Below are 16,179 nucleotides of genomic sequence, written 5' to 3'. Positions count from 1 at the left end.
TTATGCAAGTAAAGTCGTGTCAAGGTTCGCTTTGTAGAGCAGCGCCCTGAAGGAAGCCGTGATGCTCATCGCCCCTTGATTGGTTTTAAGTTTCAGATCGACGCTGCGCTGTGCGGGAGTGCTCAAGGGCGGAATCACAAGGTAGCCGCTAAACTTGTCGGCCCTGGCATCATATTCTTGCGTCATATCCGGCAAGAAATAGCCTGAGGCGTTGCATTTCACAACGGACATTTCACACGTCTCTTCGCGGTCGTCGGCGTCTATCGCCTGGAAGGTATAGTCCGCCACAACGCCACTGCTGCCCGATGTCACCGGATAGGTGGACGTGCCGGTTCCCTTGACCATCACGATTGCGCTGTAGCCCTTGGGGACCGTAAGCGTGGCAAATTTTACGAAGCTTGTAGAATCGCCTCCAGGAGTAAAGCTCTTCCAGCCCGTATCGGTCATGGCGACCGGGTTGGTTTCGAGCTCGTAATATTTCCAAACGTACGCAGCACCATAGGAGAAGAACGTCAAAAGGACGCTTGAACCGCCCTTGATAGCGATTTCCTTGCGGGAACCGTATGTCTGCGGAAGTGATACAATTACAGGATAGTCCGTTCCACGGGTTACCAGGAGAATCGTATTGGCCCCGGTGCCGCCGACGCCGTCAATCGTGACCGTTTCAGGCTCGCCGGAAAGCGAAGAACTGTGATGGATAACGACTGCAAAGCCGCTCGAAGCAGTAGACAGGTCCACTGCACGGTTTTCCGTATTGAACACCTGGACCTTTTTGCCGTAGTTGGGCGGCAAGGGCAAGTGTCCGGCCTCTTCTTCATCATTCGTGAACGACGGATTCTGCAAGGCATTCATCAGTTCCGGGGGAATGATAGTGCCCGATTTAAAATTCATCTTATTCATTTTCGTCCTCCAGGATAAGGAATTTGTCGCTTTCGAGCTTCAAGAGCTTGCCGTCCTCAAGTTCAAGGAATTTTTCTTTAGAGAGCTGCCAGCGGATCTGCGTGAACGGGATTTTCTCGGCTTCGAGCAGTTCCACGATACGGTAAATGCCGTGTTGCGGGTGGTCGCTCGTCACGGTCCAGGTGTACTGTTCTTCCGGGTCGTAAATTGCAAAGCCGACACGTCCAAGACCCGCACGCAACATCCTCGGCGGCTTCACGATGTCGATTTCAAAGCCCATCGACGCGGCTAGCGCCTTGTAGTGGCGTTCGGCAATGCCCGAATCACGGTTGGAGGCTTCCAGCACCGCCTGCCTGCGGGCTTCAATGGTGCCGGAATGGCCTAATTCGTAAAGGTTTTCCCACTTTTCGAGCGTCGCTGTGGCCGAACTGGGGAAGATTTCGCGGTAAACGCCGTCTGCGCTTTCCAGGGCACGGTCAAGCTCCTTGCACACCACATACTCTTCCAGGTCCATCTGGAGCGGGTGCAGCCGCGAGAGCGCCCTGTAATGCCTACTGTCGAAGAAATTCTCGCTCATTACTGCACCACCAGTTCACCAAGGACAAATTGGTCAGTTTCATTTTCGGGATAGATTGCCGAAGTCTGTTCCTGGTACGCCCCGCCGTTCTTCGAGACCTCGACAACGGCATTGGAACCACCGTGTTTGAGCACGAACACGACAATCTGGGCGGGGATAAACAGGTCGCCTGCGCTGAGATCGGCAAAATACTTGGTCACGTCTTCCCGGAAGCCGTCTTCGTCCATATTGGACAAGTCGCTTACCGTGACGCGCAGGGAAAGTGTCGTTTCTACAGGGACATTGACCCATATTTCACGCGGTGCGACGGGCCCTTCGTCTTCGCACTTGACGCGGACAGCTTCGCAGCATCGCATCGATAGCGTGCTCGGGCCGATGAGCATGAGAACCGTGCCCACGCCGTAGTAGTTCTTGAGGCAGCGGGATGTGGACGGGGCCTCGTCGGATTCAGCCGGTTCGTAGATTTCGACACCGAAGCACTTGACGGCGTTCAGGGATGCAGTCTGCCAGCTTTCGAGCGCCTCGATTTCGTCGAGTTCGACCTTGACATAGCGGGTAGAAACGGATTCGAAGGTGGCCATGGCCCACCAGTAGGCTGCATCGACCTTGCCCTGCTTTGTCCAGGTTGAACCGTCGTCGGACGTATAGACATTGAAAGAAGCCGGTCGGTTGGTAATGAAGCCCAGCCCGATGCCGAAAATTTCCTTGGAACCGCCCAAGTCAATCACGACATACTTTTCGGTGTCGCTGGAACCGCAGGTAAAGGCGATGTTCTCGCGGTCGTGCGGCTTGACGGCGTTGGCGGCGCTCAGGTCAGGCATATTGCCGGAAATCATCGAGGATTCGAGTTCGACGGCCTTGCCGGTAGAAGACGCTTCGAGCGCCCAGCGTTCGTAGTCGCTTGGCTTGCCGCCACTCTTCGGGTTGCGGAGATACGACAGGATGAGCGTCAAGAGCTCGCTTGCGGTCAGGTTGCTGTAGTCGAGCCCTCGGTCGTTCGCCCACTGTTCCAGGCTCGCCTGGTTCATCGTGGTCGGGAAAATCTGGTCAAGGGTCCAGTCCATCTGCTTGTACAGGCCCCAAATGGCGGCCGCTGCGGTCGCGAAGCGGATATAGGTTTCCGTGCCCTGGCTGATATTTATCAGCGGGTCAATGTTCTTTGCGTCGGTCACCATGCGCTGAAAGATCTGGTCAACTGTTACGGCCATTGTTTAACCTCCACGAAACGGGTAAATTCAATCACGTCGCCATTGTAGGCGACACATTCCACATGCACCTGGAGCTTGTCGCTATCGACATAGGTAGCCGTCGATACGACGCTTTTAAGGTGCTTGTAGTCAATCATCCACTGCAACGCCTCGGCGGCGTATGTCTCGGCCCTGCTCCTGGTCTTTTCGGACGCCACTTCCCGGGCAAGTTCCTTGAAGCGGTGGCCAAATTTGGGCTTCTTGTAAAAGGAACCCTTGGCGACGGTAAGCGAAAGCTGGACTTCTTCTTTAATCTGGTCAGTAGTCATTGTAATGTCTCCGGGAAAGGTGACGGGCTCGGCGGGGTCGTGGGCATGGTTTCGGTGACGGTACAGACGGCGGTCTTCAAGACGGTTTCAATGTCTCCGAAAAGCTTCTTGTAGGGCTTTTGAACTTCTTTCGTGGTGACGCAGGCCATTATGGCTGCCAGAACGCCCGCCTGGGCAGCCGCGAAGGTCGGAACGACGGACACGACAGCCACGCCACCGTGGGACGGGATTCCTGGCTTAGGAAGGCCCTGCCAGTAGGCGCAGAGCTTCGCCGCCATGTTGGCAGGCGTTCCGCTGGACGGGTCGAGCACCGAGAAGGCGCTTTCCAGGAGAGACTTGTCGCCACCCGCCGAAAGGTCCGCACCGAGAATGATGCCGCCCTTGGCGTAGTCGTCGTATGCCTTGGCAAGCTGCGGGGCCACGCTTGTCTTGCCGTCGGCAGACTTGACAATCCGGGAAAATTCGGAATCGAGAGTGTCCAGGTCAAGCATTTACGCCCCCGTGTCCTGTTTGTCCGTCGGTGCCGTAGGAGCGCCGAGGTTGCCGATGTGGGTGTGCTGGTTGTAGTTGTCGCGCAGCTTGGAGAGCTTGCCCACCTTGTCGCTCACCTCGCCGTTCACGCGCAGGTCGCCATCGACATCGACACCGCCATCGGCCTTGATGGCGATGGTGCCGTCATCCTTGAGGATGATGTAGTGGGCCTTGTCGCTGTAAAGCGCCGTTTCACCCTCCTTTACGGCGGGGCGGTCCTTGCCGTCACTTGCGACCGCAATGACAACATTGCCGAACTGAAGGAAAAGGCAACGTTCGCCGGACTTTGGAATGCTGATGAAGCCGAAGTGCTGCATCATCTGCCGTTCTTCGAACTGTATGCCGTTGGCCTTGCCGCTGATACTGCGGAGTTTTCCAGCGATATCCTTGCAGCTTGTCACGACGCTAGTGAAAAATTTCATCATAGGGAGCCTCCCGGCTGGAGTTCCAGGCGCGTGCGCTTGCCGTTCTGCCTGTCAAGCGTGAACGTGCGGCGCTTGATAAGGTAGGAGTCCACAGCGCCGTTGTAATGGTCTTCTACGTCGCAAAAAGCGTTGATTGTCCAGGGCTTTCCGTTCTGAGAATGTCCGGGAACAGTATATTCGAGCTGGATTGCGGAAGCCTTTTCCGTCGCCAGCTGGAGCTCTGCGGTGCGCTTTGCAGGGCCCTCGTTTTCGTTCCAGTTCACGACAAGCGGACGGTAGAACGGGAAATCGTCGTTTTTCACCTTTGCCGCCACATACTTGATGTCGTCATCATCCTGGCTTTCGCCGATAACCTTGATGAGAGAATGCTGCCCGTTCAGGGTCTCGGTAACGGCTCCTTCGATGTAGTCCATTTCCTCGCCGTTTTCAAAGGCGTGGATCTTGAAATCAGCCTTGCCGCGCTCAACCGGCTTGTCAAAGACCAGTTCGCCTTCGGGAGACGCCCAGAACAGGAAACCCTGCGAATTCGCCGCCTTCTTGAGGACATCGAAAACGCTGTCGCCCGGAGAAAGTTCCACAAACTTTCTCTTGACCTTGACTTTATCGGAGCCCGATTTGAAAACAAAATCCTTCCTGGAGATAAACGGAAGGTCGCGCACCAGCTTTTCAGCCAGTGCGGGCAAGGTAGTCGGCAAAGTTCCGAAGTTTGTCACGCTGGAGTCTGCCAGGACGGACGCGACGGAACGGCCCTCGATTTCCAGCTTTGGCCCGCTGCGAGACAGCGAACGACGCACAGAATCGACAAGACCCTTCATCACGCATTTTCGATTAACGAAAATTTCGCAGGAATCGCCCTTGTTCACTTCATACTTAGAATCACTTTCGAACTGGAACGAGCCTTCCGGTGAATACAGGTCGGTATCGATCGTGTAGCTCACGAACCTGTCAGCACGCGCTTTTTCCACAAGCAAGATGACTTCATCATTCTCCATAGACCATCACCTTGCCTTGCATGAAAGTGGGATTCTTGACATTGTTCAATGCGCAAAGACGTTCAGCGGCCTTGTAGTTCAAGCCGTTTTCCAGGGCAATCTTGTGAAGCGGAGTTTCGTGGGACACATCGACCGTCTTTGTGGTCATGTATTCCAGCTTTATGCGAAGTACCGCATCGGATAGCATCGCGGCCATGTTCTTGAGCCTGTAAGGGCTTACAGCCTGCGGAAGGACTTGCTGAATGAACTCCCTTGCCAGGGCTAGGGTATCTTCCAAATCGGCAGGCGTAACAAGGTAGACTTCGCTTTCCTCTGCCAGTTCACGGCCTTCGGCATCGTCCATGACAATCCGTTCTGCGGCGAAGGATTCGCCCATCTTTTTCTCGTCATCGGAAATCTGCTTGGCAGTCTCTGTCGCGACTGTTGCCGCCGCAAGGGTCGCAAAAGCCGAACGGACGCTTGCAGGGGCGTCATAAAGGGATGCCAGCATAGAAGACGCGCTACTCACCAAAGTGGCCGTAGAAGCCCTGGATTTGCCATTATTCAGACCTGTCTTTCTGGCAAGAGTCACGAAGGAATCGCAACATTCCTGGATAGCCTTTGTCAAGGTTCCAGATAGCGAGTCCAAGTAATCGATAGTAGTGTTGATAGCATCGACGGGAGCCTGGACGGTAGCGAGAACTCCAAGAAGCTGCCCCATCGCCTTGCTTGTCGCATTGGCAAAGCTTCGTGCGGCATCGCCAAGAGACGACCACGCGTCAATAAGCGACCAGTCCGAAGAACCCGGAATGTCGGGAACGCCAGTCTGTTGCATCGATAGAGCCACGCTTTCCTGTACTTCCAGGTTGAGGGCCTGCGCCTGCTTGAAATTGTTCTGGTAGGGGTCCGTGTAGCTTTGGATGTCGGGCTGGATTTCATCGACTTCGAAATCGAAGGTGAACTCACAGAAACGGCGACGGCGGTCATTTCTGAAAGAAGCCGTCTTCGGGTAGCCGTAAATAGTCCCGTGGTCCGGGTGAAAGAGTTCTACAGGCTTCTTGAAAATGGACAAAAACCACTTGCGCAGCGACTGATAGTTATTGTCGTAGTCTTTATTCGAGAGAACGCCTGAAAACTTGAAGGTTTCCGGGTTGACGCCCATGTCTTCATGGTCCGCCCCGTTCTTGTAGGGGTAAGTCGTGGACGAGATGGCATGGGAAATGTCATCGTCGATGGACACGAGCTTGAGTTCCCACGGCCCCAGCTTTGCGGTCTTCGCTTCTGCCATTTACGCCCCCCAGCCCGGTGTATTCTTGTGGACCTTGACCTTGGGCGGCTTGCCCTTGTCGGTTTCCACTACGGTTTTCCCGGAAGAATCAATGTTGATTACAAAATTCGCCATGTATTCCTGGGCAGACACGCCATTTTTCCCGTCGCCGTTCTTGATGGCGTTTTTCATCAAAGTGTTATACATGTTCAGGTCGGCATAGAGCTTGTCGAGTTTCTTCTGCGAAGGCAAAAAGCTGTTTTCTTCCTTCTGGATTTCGAGCAGGGTTTCGCCGTGCTTCTTGCTATACACCGCAGCCTTGCTTCCATACCGTTTTTCGAAATTCTCCTGGTTACGTTCCACCATGGCGCGGCTGTTAGCCTCGACATCGGCAACGACATTGCGCCATTCCATGAACGCCTGGCCAAAGTCGTAGATCTTGTCCATAGCCCAGGTGGTGGCAGCCGTAAGGCCGATGCGACCCAGGGCGGTATTGCCGAGCTTGTTCAGCCCCGCACGTGCGGTAGAAAGTCCCTGGCGGAACTTGCCCACCTCTCTTGTGGTAGTTTCCATCGCCACGGAGGTCTGCTTTGCCATATTCTTGACAGGCGGAACATCGTCGTCCATGTAGTCGGAGCCACCGCCTAAACCGTCGCGCATGTTGACCACGAATACCTTCTGGACGGAAGCGTTCAACGCAGAAGCGCCCGCACTGGTGGCAGACGGTCCAGCGCCGCCCTTCTTGCTCCAGATGCCCTTGATATCCCTGGCAAGCCCTGCAACATCCTTCACGAGGCCGCCAATCTTGACGGCACCCAAGGCGATAGCTGCAACGGCCATCGCCTTGAATCCAGCCGTGACAATCCCCTGATGGCGGGAAAGGAAGCCAAGCGCGGTCGTGAGCTGTTCCACGGGGCCCGTAAGGTTCGTGTCGGCAAATTCCAGGGCGACATTCTTCATCTTGTCAACATTGCTGTTGAACGAATTGGACGCCTTTTCGAAGCGCTCATCAAGCACTTTCGTATTGGTCATGCCTTCCTGGCCACTCTTTGTAATAGCATCCAAGGTTTCCCACCCATTCTTGTATTCGGTGATGATGGGCTGCAACGCCTTGATGGAAGATGCGCCAAACAGTTTTCCCAATTTCTGCAGGTCACCGTTCGTTTTCTGCATCAGCTGGCGCATAATAGCGTCGAAATCGTTAAATTCCTTGTTCTTGTCAAAGACATGGACCCCGATTTTATTCAGGTCTTTCGCCTTTGCCGTGAGTTCGCTGAAAAGAGCCGAGACGGACGTGGTAAGTTCCGCTTCGCTCTTGATCTGGGAGTTCATCACCTGTAAATAGCCGCCGAAACTAGCGAACTGTTCCGCAGTCTTGATGCCGTGAGTGGACGTAGTAGCAAGAAGAGCCTTGCCTTCGCTTGCAAAAGAGCGCAGGACAAAGGAACCCTGGTCGCCCTGGACAATGAGTGAATTGAAGAATTTTGCGACTTCATCGGCGGTCAAGCCCATGGTCACTTTCAGGGAAGATGCGACATTAGCCAGGTCTTCCACAGATGCGCCGGAAGCCTTGGCAGTCTTTGCCAGGATTCCGCCCATTTCTTCGGCAAAATCGAATTTACCCGTGATTTCACCGATCTTTGAAACACCGTTCAAGATTTCATTGGCGGCAACCCCTGTTTCGACCGCCGTCTTATGCAGCGATTCGCGGAACACCTTCGTGTCCGCGTCGCTTTTCTTTGCCGCAAAGCCGTAATACATGAGCGATTCGGAAAGGTCGCCCACGTTCTTGACAGCCATGCCAAGCCCACCGCCAAGAACCAACGAATTGAAAGGCGTGACCATACGGTCTGCAAGCCCCCGTAGGGAACTGCCGACACGCGCAATGCTTGCACGGGCACGGACGCCAAAGCTGTTAATCGAGGCGGAAGACTGTCTAAGGCCTGTTTCAAGCCTTGTCGGGTCCGCGCCGATACGCAATGTAACGCTATTGTCAGCCAATGCTCTGCCATCCTTTATCGTTGGCCAAATAGCCCTTCATCGAAAAGATGAGGAGCCACTGGGCGTCGTTTAGTTCTCTTGCGGGGCAACCAAAATACGCAGAAGCTTCCAGGCTACAGGCAAGCTTAAGACTTTCGAGCGAATCTGGTCCGGTTTTTTTTTGAGAATGTCCTTGAGCTGTTCAAATTCTTCGTCCGAGAGCTTTTCCAGGTTCGGGTCGTTCTCGTCGGAGAAGGCATTGTAGGCATCGCACAAGGCTTTCAGTTCGTCATTGGTGCACAGGGTCCGCATGTGCTCGGCGCTGGTGAACACCGGCTTTCCCGTGGCAGGGTCGGAGAACGCCCGCCACATACCGTGCACAGCTTCCTGTTCACGGTAGTCCGCCAAGTTCTGCATGCCGATTTCGATACCGTCACGGTTGAACTCCTGCTGGTTATCGACTTTAGCCTTGCGGGCTTCGGAAACCGTCAGGAGTCTCATGCGGACTTTCACGCCTGGGACACCGGGCCACTCGATATCCTTGAAGACATCGTGCGACGCCTTGATTTGGTCGATAATCGCAGATTCTGCGACATCGACCTCTTCGGCGGCATCACGGGCGGCCTTGATTTTGTCAGAAAAAGCGGTCATGGCTACTTCTTGTCCTCTGCGTAGAAGTCAAGCTGCGATTCCTTGGCGGTCTTGCCGTCCACTTCGTTCGGGGTAGACTTGAGCAGGTGAACGCCGGTATAGGTGACCTTGTTGCCGCCAACATAGTTGATGATGAAGGTCCAGCCGTTATCGTTCGAAGCCTCTTCCTTGACCCAGTCCAGGTCTGCACCGGATTTCGGGAGGTAGGTAAGCGAGAAGGAATGCTTCGCCGGAACCTTGATGTAGTCTTCGCCGTAGAAGGTTTCTACGGTGGTGGCGACTTCGGTTTCACCTTCCTTGAACTTAGAGAAGTCGGTGATTCTGGAGCCGTCTTTGACGAGAGTAAAAGAAGAAATTCTCATGGTTCACTCCTTACAGGTAAAGGTCGATGGTGGAATAGATCTGGTTCAGGCCAGGCACGACAGGGGCCGGAATCTGGCAAAGCATGCGGCCAGGTACGTTCGTCGATTCCTGCGTGACGAACTGGTCTTCGTATTCTTTAATGTAACGCAAGATTTCTTCTTTTTCAAGGTCTTCGGCCACCTTCTTGTTTTCTTCGTTGATGGCGTCCGCAAGCAGTGCATGGATAACCTTGTTTTTGAACTTCACTTTGTGCGTAGAAAGAATAGCTTCGCGGAAATAGTCAAGCGAAGCGATGACCCCGGTATCGTTGAGTTTATTCCATTCAGAACCGCTATTCTTTGTACGCGTGGTCACGGCACGCACGATGCAGAGCTGGCCATCTTCTTCGACGAGAGGAATCACGCCGCCGTTGAGCAGCAGATCCTGTTCTTCGCCACTCCACTTGTCTTCCAAAGCCGGGGTGGCAAGGCCAGGAATGGCTACGCTGTTCATCGGCACGTTCGGCTTGGAGTTACTGGCAAAAATCGCACCGAGACCAGCCGCGATTTCCCATGCGGTAGCGTTGAGCTTGTTTTTTACTGCCGCGATGTGGATGCGTTCATAGTTATGGTACTTACCTTCGTTTGCGGCATTGGTTGCAGCCCCAGAAACAAGAGCAGTTCCATCCATAGTCGGAGTAGCCACCATGCCGCAGATGGCACGCTGACCACGCTGTTCGAGCGGTGCGGCAGCAGCTTCAAGATGTACCTTGAGATATCCGAGGTTCGTTCTGTCATTCACCGGACTTACGATGATATGATAGCGTTCCGCAAATACGAATGCAAGAGCGGTTTGGAGGTTCACAGTCCCTACGCCAGCCGTAGCGGTGGTAGAACCGGCTGTCACGCCTGTTGCCGTACTGAACCCACTCACGTTGAGGCCACCCGCAGCCGTGGAAACATACGCACCCTTGCACTTTGCAGTAAGGGTGATTGTTCCAGAAGAGGCTTCAGCGGTAAACGGAGCGTCTGGGGTGTTGTTGATTTCAGCTGCGAGAGCCGTGGCGATATCGGCTGCCGCATCAGTCTTTGCGACGCCGGTCACGATCTGAACGCCGTTGCATTCGACGCCCACCTGACCTGCAGCAGTTGCATTTCCAGTAAGCGTGAACGCCCAAGTGGCAGCAGAACCGCCAGCCACATTGTAGCACAGGAACGAAATCTGTGCATACTTCCAAGCCTTCTTAGCAGCCTTGTACATCTGCATGAGCACGGATCCCGCACCCGCGAGGGCTATTGCATCCTGCTCAGTAGCAACTTCCGTCGGCCTGAATGCCGCAATGCTGCCCGCAGATGACTTGTCGCCGATAAGCAGCACCTTCTGGATGTTGGCGGGGAGTCCGTTCGGGCCTGCATAGTAGTTGTAGGCCGTGTACGAACCCGGGATTTTAGTTTCGGGGATATTAGGGGACAGGTTCATTGTTTACCTCTTTGAAAATGACTTCGCCCTGGGCAAGAACCTCGTGTTCGGGCGTTTCGCTCTGGAACGTAGAGCCGATGGAGAGCAGTTCCCTGTAGTTTTCTTCGGCGGCTTCGGGCACGACCGTGAACTGCGTCTTAAACTTGATTTCAAACAGCGTCAGGGCGATTCCAAGATGCTCCGTATTCGTCACATCATTCCAGCCCTCGACGGTAAGGGGCTCCATCTGAAGCCCGAGATCGTTATGGTGCAGCTTCTGCACCACATAGGACACCATCGGGTGAATCATCTTCCTGCGCTGTTCCTCGTTCGCAAGGTTCTTCACGATGAGTGTCACCACCACCTCGACGGACTCCGTAATCTTGTCCATTCCTTCCGGCTCGAAATCGCCCTTGATGATGGCGACCGTAAAGCTCGGGTGAGTGATGGTCTGTAAATCCTTCTGGATATCGACCGCCTTGAAGACCATCTGCGGGACATTTCCGCCTTCAATCAGGTCTTTGACAGCCTTTTCTATCACATAGCAGTTAGTAACGGCAACCGGCGTACTCATCAGAACCTCATGGATTCAAGCGAAAACATGGCTGGTCCGCCGTTCAGCTTCGAAGCGACGGAAAAGCCAGATTCAACGACAGGTTCATCAGGATCCACACCGATATCCTGTTCGCCATCGGCAATGCGGATAAGCAGCTTGATGGCGTTATCGTAGCGGAGCTTCATACCGTCAGTGATATTCAGCTCCGTCACGCGTTCGTACAGATTGTAGATGCTCAGGTCAATGCAGACCATGCGCAGCACTTCCGGGACACTCTGGAACGGACGCGGGAAACGCTTCCTCACGTAAGAGTCGATAAGCGTGGAACTTTCCTTGATGGCCTTTTCCACGATTTCGACATTGACCGTGCCAGTCGCGTTCGGCGAGAGGTCGTCAGTGACCTCTACCAGACGCGCCTCGGGCACATGGCCCTTGATGTCCTCGTAAGTGCAGTAGTTCATGGGAGCCTTAGCCTGCGGCCTTGATGACGTTCTTCAGGAGGAAGCCAGCATCCTTGGCGACCACGACTTCCTTCTGGTAGAAGCCGGCCTTGATGATTTCGCCACCCTTGAGGCCAATCTTTTCGTCTTCGATGATCGTTGCGTAACGGTCGCCCACCTGTGCGGTCATACCCCAGGCGATGCCTTCCTTGAGCGTGGAAAGCGGTTCGGAGTAATGGGCCCAGATGTTGTTGCCCCAGCAACGTTCGAGAGTCGGGTTCTTGGCGTTCTTGGTGGTGTTCACGCGGGCTTCACCGATAAGGATGTCATCGACTTCGAACAAGGCCTTGATCTGTTCGCGGGTAGCGACGCCAGCGCCGTTGGAGTTCGGGTAGATGGAACGGAGCACGTTCGGGTCGGTGCGGAGCTTTGCCCACACGACGGCGTTCATGCCAAGGATATTCGGGCGAGCAAGCGGCTTTTCGAGATATTCGAGAATGACTTCCACGATATTGAAACCGTCGGCACCGATACCCTGGTTGTCTTCGTAAGTGTGCGAAAGACCGGTTCCATAGTTCGAAGTGTTCTGCACAATACCGGCAACACGCATTTCCTTGCCCAGGAACACCTGGTTCATGATGTATTCAAGGTTCGTGTTGACAAAGCGTTCCTTGTTCTTGATCTGGTCGATATCTTCCTTCGGAACAATAGTCTGCAAGCCATGGGCTTCGGCAACAGCGGCCTTTTCTTCGCCGGAAAGGTGGATGATATTCGGCTCGGAAGTGCGGCCCACATGGGTGTCAGGTGCGGCAAACGAATCGCCCTTGGTGCGTTCGTAATACTTGAACGCAAGTTCCGGGCCGTCGAGCACCTTGACCGGCATCACCTGGTCGGCAATCATCTTGCCGTTCTTGTAGGCGGCCACAAGGTCGGTCTGCTGCACGCCAATCGGCAAGAGCAGGCCAGCGGCAAGAGCGCCACCGTCGGAGCCAAAGAGATTGGCGAAAATCTGCGGAACGCCGCAGGCGGTAAGCGTGTCTGCACCTGCGAAGGCTGCTACAGAGCACACGAGAGCGAGGAGAATGAGCGGGATTTTGGTCATCTTCTTCATGTTTTTGTCCTTGTTAAAGTTTAAAGCCCTGCCGCAGTCTTGCCGCTGTAGCCAAACGCGACCGTGATAATGTCGCCAGAGGCACCTGCAGTGAGAGCCACGCCGTAAGTTTCGGCAGACGCGCCAGCCGCGACAGCCTTGCCGTTCGAATCGACGGCGATAAGGTTACCGACAGCCACATTGCCGCCAGCGAGCACCTTCACGTTGCCGCTGGTCTGGATGACGATATTCGCACCGCTTGCGGTATCGGAATCGCCGCTTACGCCGAGCGGAGCAGAAGCAGCAGTGCCAACCTTGACCTTATTCGTGTCGGTTCCTGCCTTCACGAACAGGTGCTTGCCGATGGCTTCTTCGGCCTTGAAAGTGGTTTCGTTCGTCGCGGCACCCTTTTCGAGCTTGATACGCACCAGGTCGCCGTCGCCGGCTGCGGCATCGAGAGCGACAGCCACGTAGGCATCGCCAGCGGCAGCGGCAACAGCCTTGCCGTTCGCGCCGACCTTGAGCTTTGCGCCCACGGCGAAAGCACCGCCAGCGGTCACTTCGGCAATGCCGTCAAGCTGGACATCCTGGCGACCATCCTGTGCGGCATCCAGTTCGTAGCTCACGCCAACGGCATCGCCGTCAGCGGAAGCGAGTGCGACAGTACCTTCGGTTGCGCCAAGAGCGACAAATCGGAAGGCGGGGACGGCATTAGACGCCGTAAAATTGAGGACATTGCCCTTCATAGGATTCTCCTTGATTGTTTAAACCTTGATTCGACCGTATTCTTCCGCAGCTTCGGCAAACGAAAGCACGCGGCCCTTAGATTCCTGCTCCGCCTTGTACCTGGCAAGAGCTTCACCAGCCGCAAGCTGCGGCGTATCGTGCATACCCTGGGCTTCGCCGAACTCCACGATCTTCGGGAGCGCGGCAACCGTCTTGGCAAGCACATTTGCAACATTCACGCGTTCATCGCCTTCGCCGAAGCAGCCTTCGCCATCGACGGGCACTTCCTGGCAGAAACCGAAAATCTTCATCAGGTTGTCCTTGAGTTCCTGATTGCAACGGCCTTCGGAAATGGCTGCGTCCAAAGTCTCAGAGAATGCCGCACCGGCACGGAGGCGCTGCGCCTGGAGCTTCTCGGCCCTGAGAGTATCGTTCTCTGCCCGGAGCGCGGCATTCTCTTCGCTCAGCCGCGTCGCTTCGCTAGAATTACCTTCCGGGATAGAATCGGTCGGTTCGTCGCGAGGGGGCGTTGTAGGCTGAGGATTCTGATTCCCGTTCTCCAGCGAATCAGAACCGCTTTCGTTCGGTTCACCGAAAGAAGCTGTAGATTCAGCGGGCTTTTCCACGGCAGGCTTGGGCAGCTGCGGGAAATCCTTCGCATCCTTCAGGACACTTTCGATTTCTTCGAGGTCCTTGATGGTGTATTCCGGGAAAACTTTGTCGGCGGCCTCGATGCCTTCCTTTTCAATGAGCTGTTCGCGCTGGCTGCGGAACAGGCGTCCAATGCCGCCAATCTTGTACACCAGCGACTCGAACACGGATCGCGGCACCAGGCGGTCCCATGCGAACGGCTCTGCAAAGACGCTCACGTCCTGCTCTGTAACGCCCTTGTCGGAATCGGCGAACATACCTTCGCCAAAGCAAAGCGGGGCCATACCCTTCATGGCAGGGCCGACCGCACCGAGAGCGCCCAGGTGTCGCAAACCCTTCTTCAAGTTGCTGTAAACGGCAGCCGAAAGATACTTGAAACCGCCCTTCTTCACCTCTTCGGCAAAGTCCGGGTCAACATCGTCGAGTTTCACCTTCAGCACCTTGTCTTCCACCTTGGAATCGACAATGGAGCCGACACGCGGATCGTCAACCTTCGGGTGGCCCTTGACCATCGGCGGCTGGTAGCCTGCGGCGAGCTGGTCGTGGATTCCCTGGTTGAGTTCTTCGAGGTCAGCTTCGCTAAAGTCGTGAGTGTTGCCCGCCATATCTACGACGGGGCCGGTCTTGAATGCCTCGACCCACGGCTCGCGCAGGTCGGTGGATTTCAGAATCTTCGGATGCTTATCTTTCATGGCTCCAAATTTACCCGCTTGCCCGCGAAAGAGGACATGACAATGTCATGCCCTTTGTCAGTGTTTTACGGCTACATTTGCACGGAGGTATATTCCATGGATAAAACTTTCTGGCAAGAGGCATTGAAACAGTTCGGCGTGGGCATTGTCTTCGCCGTCATGCTCGCCATCTTCTACACGAACGAAAACGCCAAGTGGGAAAAGAACGCCGCAAATGACCAGGTGCGATGGGAAGCCGTATTGAAGCAATACAGCGACGACCAGAAACGAGCACTCGAAGCGATACGCGCATGCTGCACCGAGAACCACGCAACACCCGGGAGAATGCCATGAGCAAGGCGGAACTCAAACCAAAGGCGAAAGAACTTTACACCATCCACCAGCTGAGTCTCGCAGACATCAGTCGCAGGCTCAACATATCCACGCGCACCCTGCAGAACTGGAAGGCAGAAGACCGCTGGGAAGAAACCCGCGCAGAAATCAGCGGCGGCGAAAAGAACTTCCACGCCGAACTCTTCAGCCTGGGCGAAGTGATGGCCCGAAAAATCAAGCAGGACGAACTCGACGGCGTGAAGATTGCCCCCGAACGCTACACCGCGCTCCAGCGCATCATCGACACCGCAGAACACGCCCGCAAGTACGAGGCCGTGGCACCGAAAAAGAACAAGTCCGACCTTTCCCCGGAAGAACGCGCCAAGAAGGCGCTCGAAGAAATCAAGAAACACCTGGGCGTTTTAAATGGCAGCACTTGACGATTTTTTCTTTCCTTACCAGAAGCGCTGGCTACTTGACAAGAGCAAGGTCAAGATTTTCGAGAAGTCCCGCCGTATCGGCGGAACGTGGGTGCAGAGCTTCGAGGACGTGCAGGACTGTATCGAACAGCCCGGACTGAAGGTTTTCTTCAGCTCAGCCGACATGACGGCAGCCGCCGAATACATCGACTATTGCGACTCCTGGATCCAGAAGCTCAACGCCATCGCCAAGGCACTCGCCGAAGTCAACTGCGAAGACATCGAGGACTGCGTTTTCGCCGACGAAGACAAGGGCGTCAAATCCAAGCTCATCGAGTTCTGCAACGGCTCCAAGATTTACGTGCTCTCCAGCAACCCCAAGGCGTTCCGTTCCAAGGGCGGTAAAATCGTGTGGGACGAAGCCGCCCACCACGAAAACGACCAGAAGATGTGGGCAGCCGCGAAGCCTGCCGCCATGTGGGGCTATCCCATCCGCATCTTGTCAACCCACAACGGCGTGAACAGCCTATTCTACAAGCTCATCGAGAAGTGCAAAAAAGGTGAACTTGACTACAGCGTTCACACCGTGCCAATCCAGCTCGCAGTAGAGGAAGGCGTTGCCGACCGCATCTGCGGTAAAAAGCTCTCCAGGAAAGAACGCGAGGAATGGCTGGA

At 55.0% G+C, this 16,179-nt stretch carries 20 protein-coding genes; 3 read left to right on the top strand and 17 right to left on the bottom strand.

The annotated features are described in order from the left end of the window. The 17 genes from B4B27_RS04910 to B4B27_RS04830 all read right to left on the bottom strand — a co-directional run bounded on the left by B4B27_RS04910 (window position 1) and on the right by B4B27_RS04830 (window position 14,773). Window positions 1-900 (bottom strand): hypothetical protein, encoded by a 900-nt coding sequence (locus B4B27_RS04910; protein WP_290724249.1) that lies wholly within the window; start codon window positions 898-900, stop codon window positions 1-3. Beyond that, entirely contained in the window at window positions 893-1,477 is a 585-nt protein-coding gene (locus B4B27_RS04905; RefSeq protein ID WP_290724245.1) for a putative phage tail protein, read from the bottom strand. Before B4B27_RS04905 ends, B4B27_RS04910 begins: the two co-directional genes overlap by 8 nt. Beyond that, window positions 1,477-2,685: a discoidin domain-containing protein gene (locus tag B4B27_RS04900; RefSeq protein WP_290724242.1), complete on the bottom strand. Its 1,209-nt coding sequence runs from the start codon at window positions 2,683-2,685 to the stop codon at window positions 1,477-1,479. The genes B4B27_RS04905 and B4B27_RS04900 overlap by 1 nt, the downstream gene beginning before the upstream one ends. Continuing rightward, the gene (locus B4B27_RS04895; protein WP_290724241.1) at window positions 2,676-2,993 is read right to left on the bottom strand and encodes a phage GP46 family protein; all 318 of its coding nucleotides are present in this window, start codon (window positions 2,991-2,993) and stop codon (window positions 2,676-2,678) included. The genes B4B27_RS04900 and B4B27_RS04895 overlap by 10 nt, the downstream gene beginning before the upstream one ends. Next, window positions 2,990-3,484, bottom strand: a complete 495-nt coding sequence (locus tag B4B27_RS04890; protein ID WP_290724239.1) for a hypothetical protein — start codon at window positions 3,482-3,484, stop codon at window positions 2,990-2,992. The genes B4B27_RS04895 and B4B27_RS04890 overlap by 4 nt, the downstream gene beginning before the upstream one ends. Beyond that, entirely contained in the window at window positions 3,485-3,949 is a 465-nt protein-coding gene (locus B4B27_RS04885) for a hypothetical protein (protein ID WP_290724237.1), read from the bottom strand. Further along, complete coding sequence (locus tag B4B27_RS04880; protein WP_290724235.1) at window positions 3,946-4,941, bottom strand: phage baseplate assembly protein; 996 nt, start codon at window positions 4,939-4,941, stop codon at window positions 3,946-3,948. The genes B4B27_RS04885 and B4B27_RS04880 overlap by 4 nt, the downstream gene beginning before the upstream one ends. After that, window positions 4,931-6,208 carry a DNA circularization N-terminal domain-containing protein gene (locus tag B4B27_RS04875; RefSeq protein ID WP_290724233.1) on the bottom strand — a complete coding sequence of 426 codons (1,278 nt, stop codon included), beginning with the start codon at window positions 6,206-6,208 and terminating at the stop codon, window positions 4,931-4,933. The genes B4B27_RS04880 and B4B27_RS04875 overlap by 11 nt, the downstream gene beginning before the upstream one ends. Further along, a complete protein-coding gene (locus tag B4B27_RS04870) occupies window positions 6,209-8,188 on the bottom strand; it encodes a phage tail tape measure protein (RefSeq protein WP_290724231.1) in 1,980 nt (659 codons plus the stop codon). It abuts the gene before it with no gap. Between the two features lie 69 nt (window positions 8,189-8,257). After that, a complete protein-coding gene (locus B4B27_RS04865; RefSeq protein WP_290724229.1) occupies window positions 8,258-8,818 on the bottom strand; it encodes a hypothetical protein in 561 nt (186 codons plus the stop codon). Window positions 8,819-8,820: 2 nt separating this feature from the next. Then, entirely contained in the window at window positions 8,821-9,180 is a 360-nt protein-coding gene (locus B4B27_RS04860) for a hypothetical protein (RefSeq protein ID WP_088637842.1), read from the bottom strand. Window positions 9,181-9,190: 10 nt separating this feature from the next. Next, window positions 9,191-10,639, bottom strand: coding sequence for a phage tail sheath subtilisin-like domain-containing protein (locus tag B4B27_RS04855; RefSeq protein WP_290724226.1), 1,449 nt, complete (start codon window positions 10,637-10,639; stop codon window positions 9,191-9,193). Next, window positions 10,623-11,192 (bottom strand): phage protein Gp37, encoded by a 570-nt coding sequence (locus tag B4B27_RS04850; protein ID WP_290724224.1) that lies wholly within the window; start codon window positions 11,190-11,192, stop codon window positions 10,623-10,625. The genes B4B27_RS04855 and B4B27_RS04850 overlap by 17 nt, the downstream gene beginning before the upstream one ends. Continuing rightward, window positions 11,192-11,635 carry a gp436 family protein gene (locus tag B4B27_RS04845; protein ID WP_088637839.1) on the bottom strand — a complete coding sequence of 148 codons (444 nt, stop codon included), beginning with the start codon at window positions 11,633-11,635 and terminating at the stop codon, window positions 11,192-11,194. The genes B4B27_RS04850 and B4B27_RS04845 overlap by 1 nt, the downstream gene beginning before the upstream one ends. A gap of 7 nt (window positions 11,636-11,642) precedes the next feature. Further along, window positions 11,643-12,725, bottom strand: a complete 1,083-nt coding sequence (locus B4B27_RS04840; protein WP_290724221.1) for a hypothetical protein — start codon at window positions 12,723-12,725, stop codon at window positions 11,643-11,645. A gap of 20 nt (window positions 12,726-12,745) precedes the next feature. Further along, the gene (locus B4B27_RS04835; protein WP_290724218.1) at window positions 12,746-13,450 is read right to left on the bottom strand and encodes a capsid cement protein; all 705 of its coding nucleotides are present in this window, start codon (window positions 13,448-13,450) and stop codon (window positions 12,746-12,748) included. 18 nt (window positions 13,451-13,468) lie between these two features. Further along, a complete protein-coding gene (locus B4B27_RS04830; protein ID WP_290724215.1) occupies window positions 13,469-14,773 on the bottom strand; it encodes a hypothetical protein in 1,305 nt (434 codons plus the stop codon). Between the two features lie 96 nt (window positions 14,774-14,869). Between B4B27_RS04830 and B4B27_RS04825 the strand changes: the two genes are divergently transcribed. The 3 genes from B4B27_RS04825 to B4B27_RS04815 all read left to right on the top strand — a co-directional run. Then, window positions 14,870-15,106: a hypothetical protein gene (locus B4B27_RS04825; RefSeq protein ID WP_158213109.1), complete on the top strand. Its 237-nt coding sequence runs from the start codon at window positions 14,870-14,872 to the stop codon at window positions 15,104-15,106. Continuing rightward, entirely contained in the window at window positions 15,103-15,525 is a 423-nt protein-coding gene (locus tag B4B27_RS04820; RefSeq protein ID WP_158213108.1) for a phage terminase small subunit-related protein, read from the top strand. The genes B4B27_RS04825 and B4B27_RS04820 overlap by 4 nt, the downstream gene beginning before the upstream one ends. Further along, window positions 15,512-16,179, top strand: a 668-nt coding sequence (locus B4B27_RS04815; protein WP_290724212.1) for a terminase large subunit domain-containing protein, incomplete at its 3' end; no start/stop codon positions are given. The genes B4B27_RS04820 and B4B27_RS04815, both read left to right, overlap by 14 nt.

Source organism: Fibrobacter sp. UBA2449, assembly GCF_002342555.1.
Classification (GTDB): Bacteria; Fibrobacterota; Fibrobacteria; order Fibrobacterales; family Fibrobacteraceae; genus Fibrobacter.
This window is presented reverse-complemented; position numbering and strand designations above follow the sequence as displayed.

Bases quoted from the DNA above. Each gene is read 5' to 3' on its own strand.
- B4B27_RS04875 (WP_290724233.1), bottom strand. From the start codon at position 6,208: ATGGCAGAAGCGAAGACCGCAAAGCTGGGGCCGTGGGAACTCAAGCTC.
- B4B27_RS04820 (WP_158213108.1), top strand. From the start codon at position 15,103: ATGAGCAAGGCGGAACTCAAACCAAAGGCGAAAGAACTTTACACCATC.
- B4B27_RS04905 (WP_290724245.1), bottom strand. From the start codon at position 1,477: ATGAGCGAGAATTTCTTCGACAGTAGGCATTACAGGGCGCTCTCGCGG.
- B4B27_RS04830 (WP_290724215.1), bottom strand. From the start codon at position 14,773: ATGAAAGATAAGCATCCGAAGATTCTGAAATCCACCGACCTGCGCGAG.
- B4B27_RS04860 (WP_088637842.1), bottom strand. From the start codon at position 9,180: ATGAGAATTTCTTCTTTTACTCTCGTCAAAGACGGCTCCAGAATCACC.
- B4B27_RS04825 (WP_158213109.1), top strand. From the start codon at position 14,870: ATGGATAAAACTTTCTGGCAAGAGGCATTGAAACAGTTCGGCGTGGGC.
- B4B27_RS04885 (WP_290724237.1), bottom strand. From the start codon at position 3,949: ATGATGAAATTTTTCACTAGCGTCGTGACAAGCTGCAAGGATATCGCT.
- B4B27_RS04855 (WP_290724226.1), bottom strand. From the start codon at position 10,639: ATGAACCTGTCCCCTAATATCCCCGAAACTAAAATCCCGGGTTCGTAC.
- B4B27_RS04895 (WP_290724241.1), bottom strand. From the start codon at position 2,993: ATGACTACTGACCAGATTAAAGAAGAAGTCCAGCTTTCGCTTACCGTC.
- B4B27_RS04890 (WP_290724239.1), bottom strand. From the start codon at position 3,484: ATGCTTGACCTGGACACTCTCGATTCCGAATTTTCCCGGATTGTCAAG.
- B4B27_RS04850 (WP_290724224.1), bottom strand. From the start codon at position 11,192: ATGAGTACGCCGGTTGCCGTTACTAACTGCTATGTGATAGAAAAGGCT.
- B4B27_RS04840 (WP_290724221.1), bottom strand. From the start codon at position 12,725: ATGAAGAAGATGACCAAAATCCCGCTCATTCTCCTCGCTCTCGTGTGC.
- B4B27_RS04880 (WP_290724235.1), bottom strand. From the start codon at position 4,941: ATGGAGAATGATGAAGTCATCTTGCTTGTGGAAAAAGCGCGTGCTGAC.
- B4B27_RS04910 (WP_290724249.1), bottom strand. From the start codon at position 900: ATGAATAAGATGAATTTTAAATCGGGCACTATCATTCCCCCGGAACTG.
- B4B27_RS04835 (WP_290724218.1), bottom strand. From the start codon at position 13,450: ATGAAGGGCAATGTCCTCAATTTTACGGCGTCTAATGCCGTCCCCGCC.
- B4B27_RS04865 (WP_290724229.1), bottom strand. From the start codon at position 8,818: ATGACCGCTTTTTCTGACAAAATCAAGGCCGCCCGTGATGCCGCCGAA.
- B4B27_RS04845 (WP_088637839.1), bottom strand. From the start codon at position 11,635: ATGAACTACTGCACTTACGAGGACATCAAGGGCCATGTGCCCGAGGCG.
- B4B27_RS04900 (WP_290724242.1), bottom strand. From the start codon at position 2,685: ATGGCCGTAACAGTTGACCAGATCTTTCAGCGCATGGTGACCGACGCA.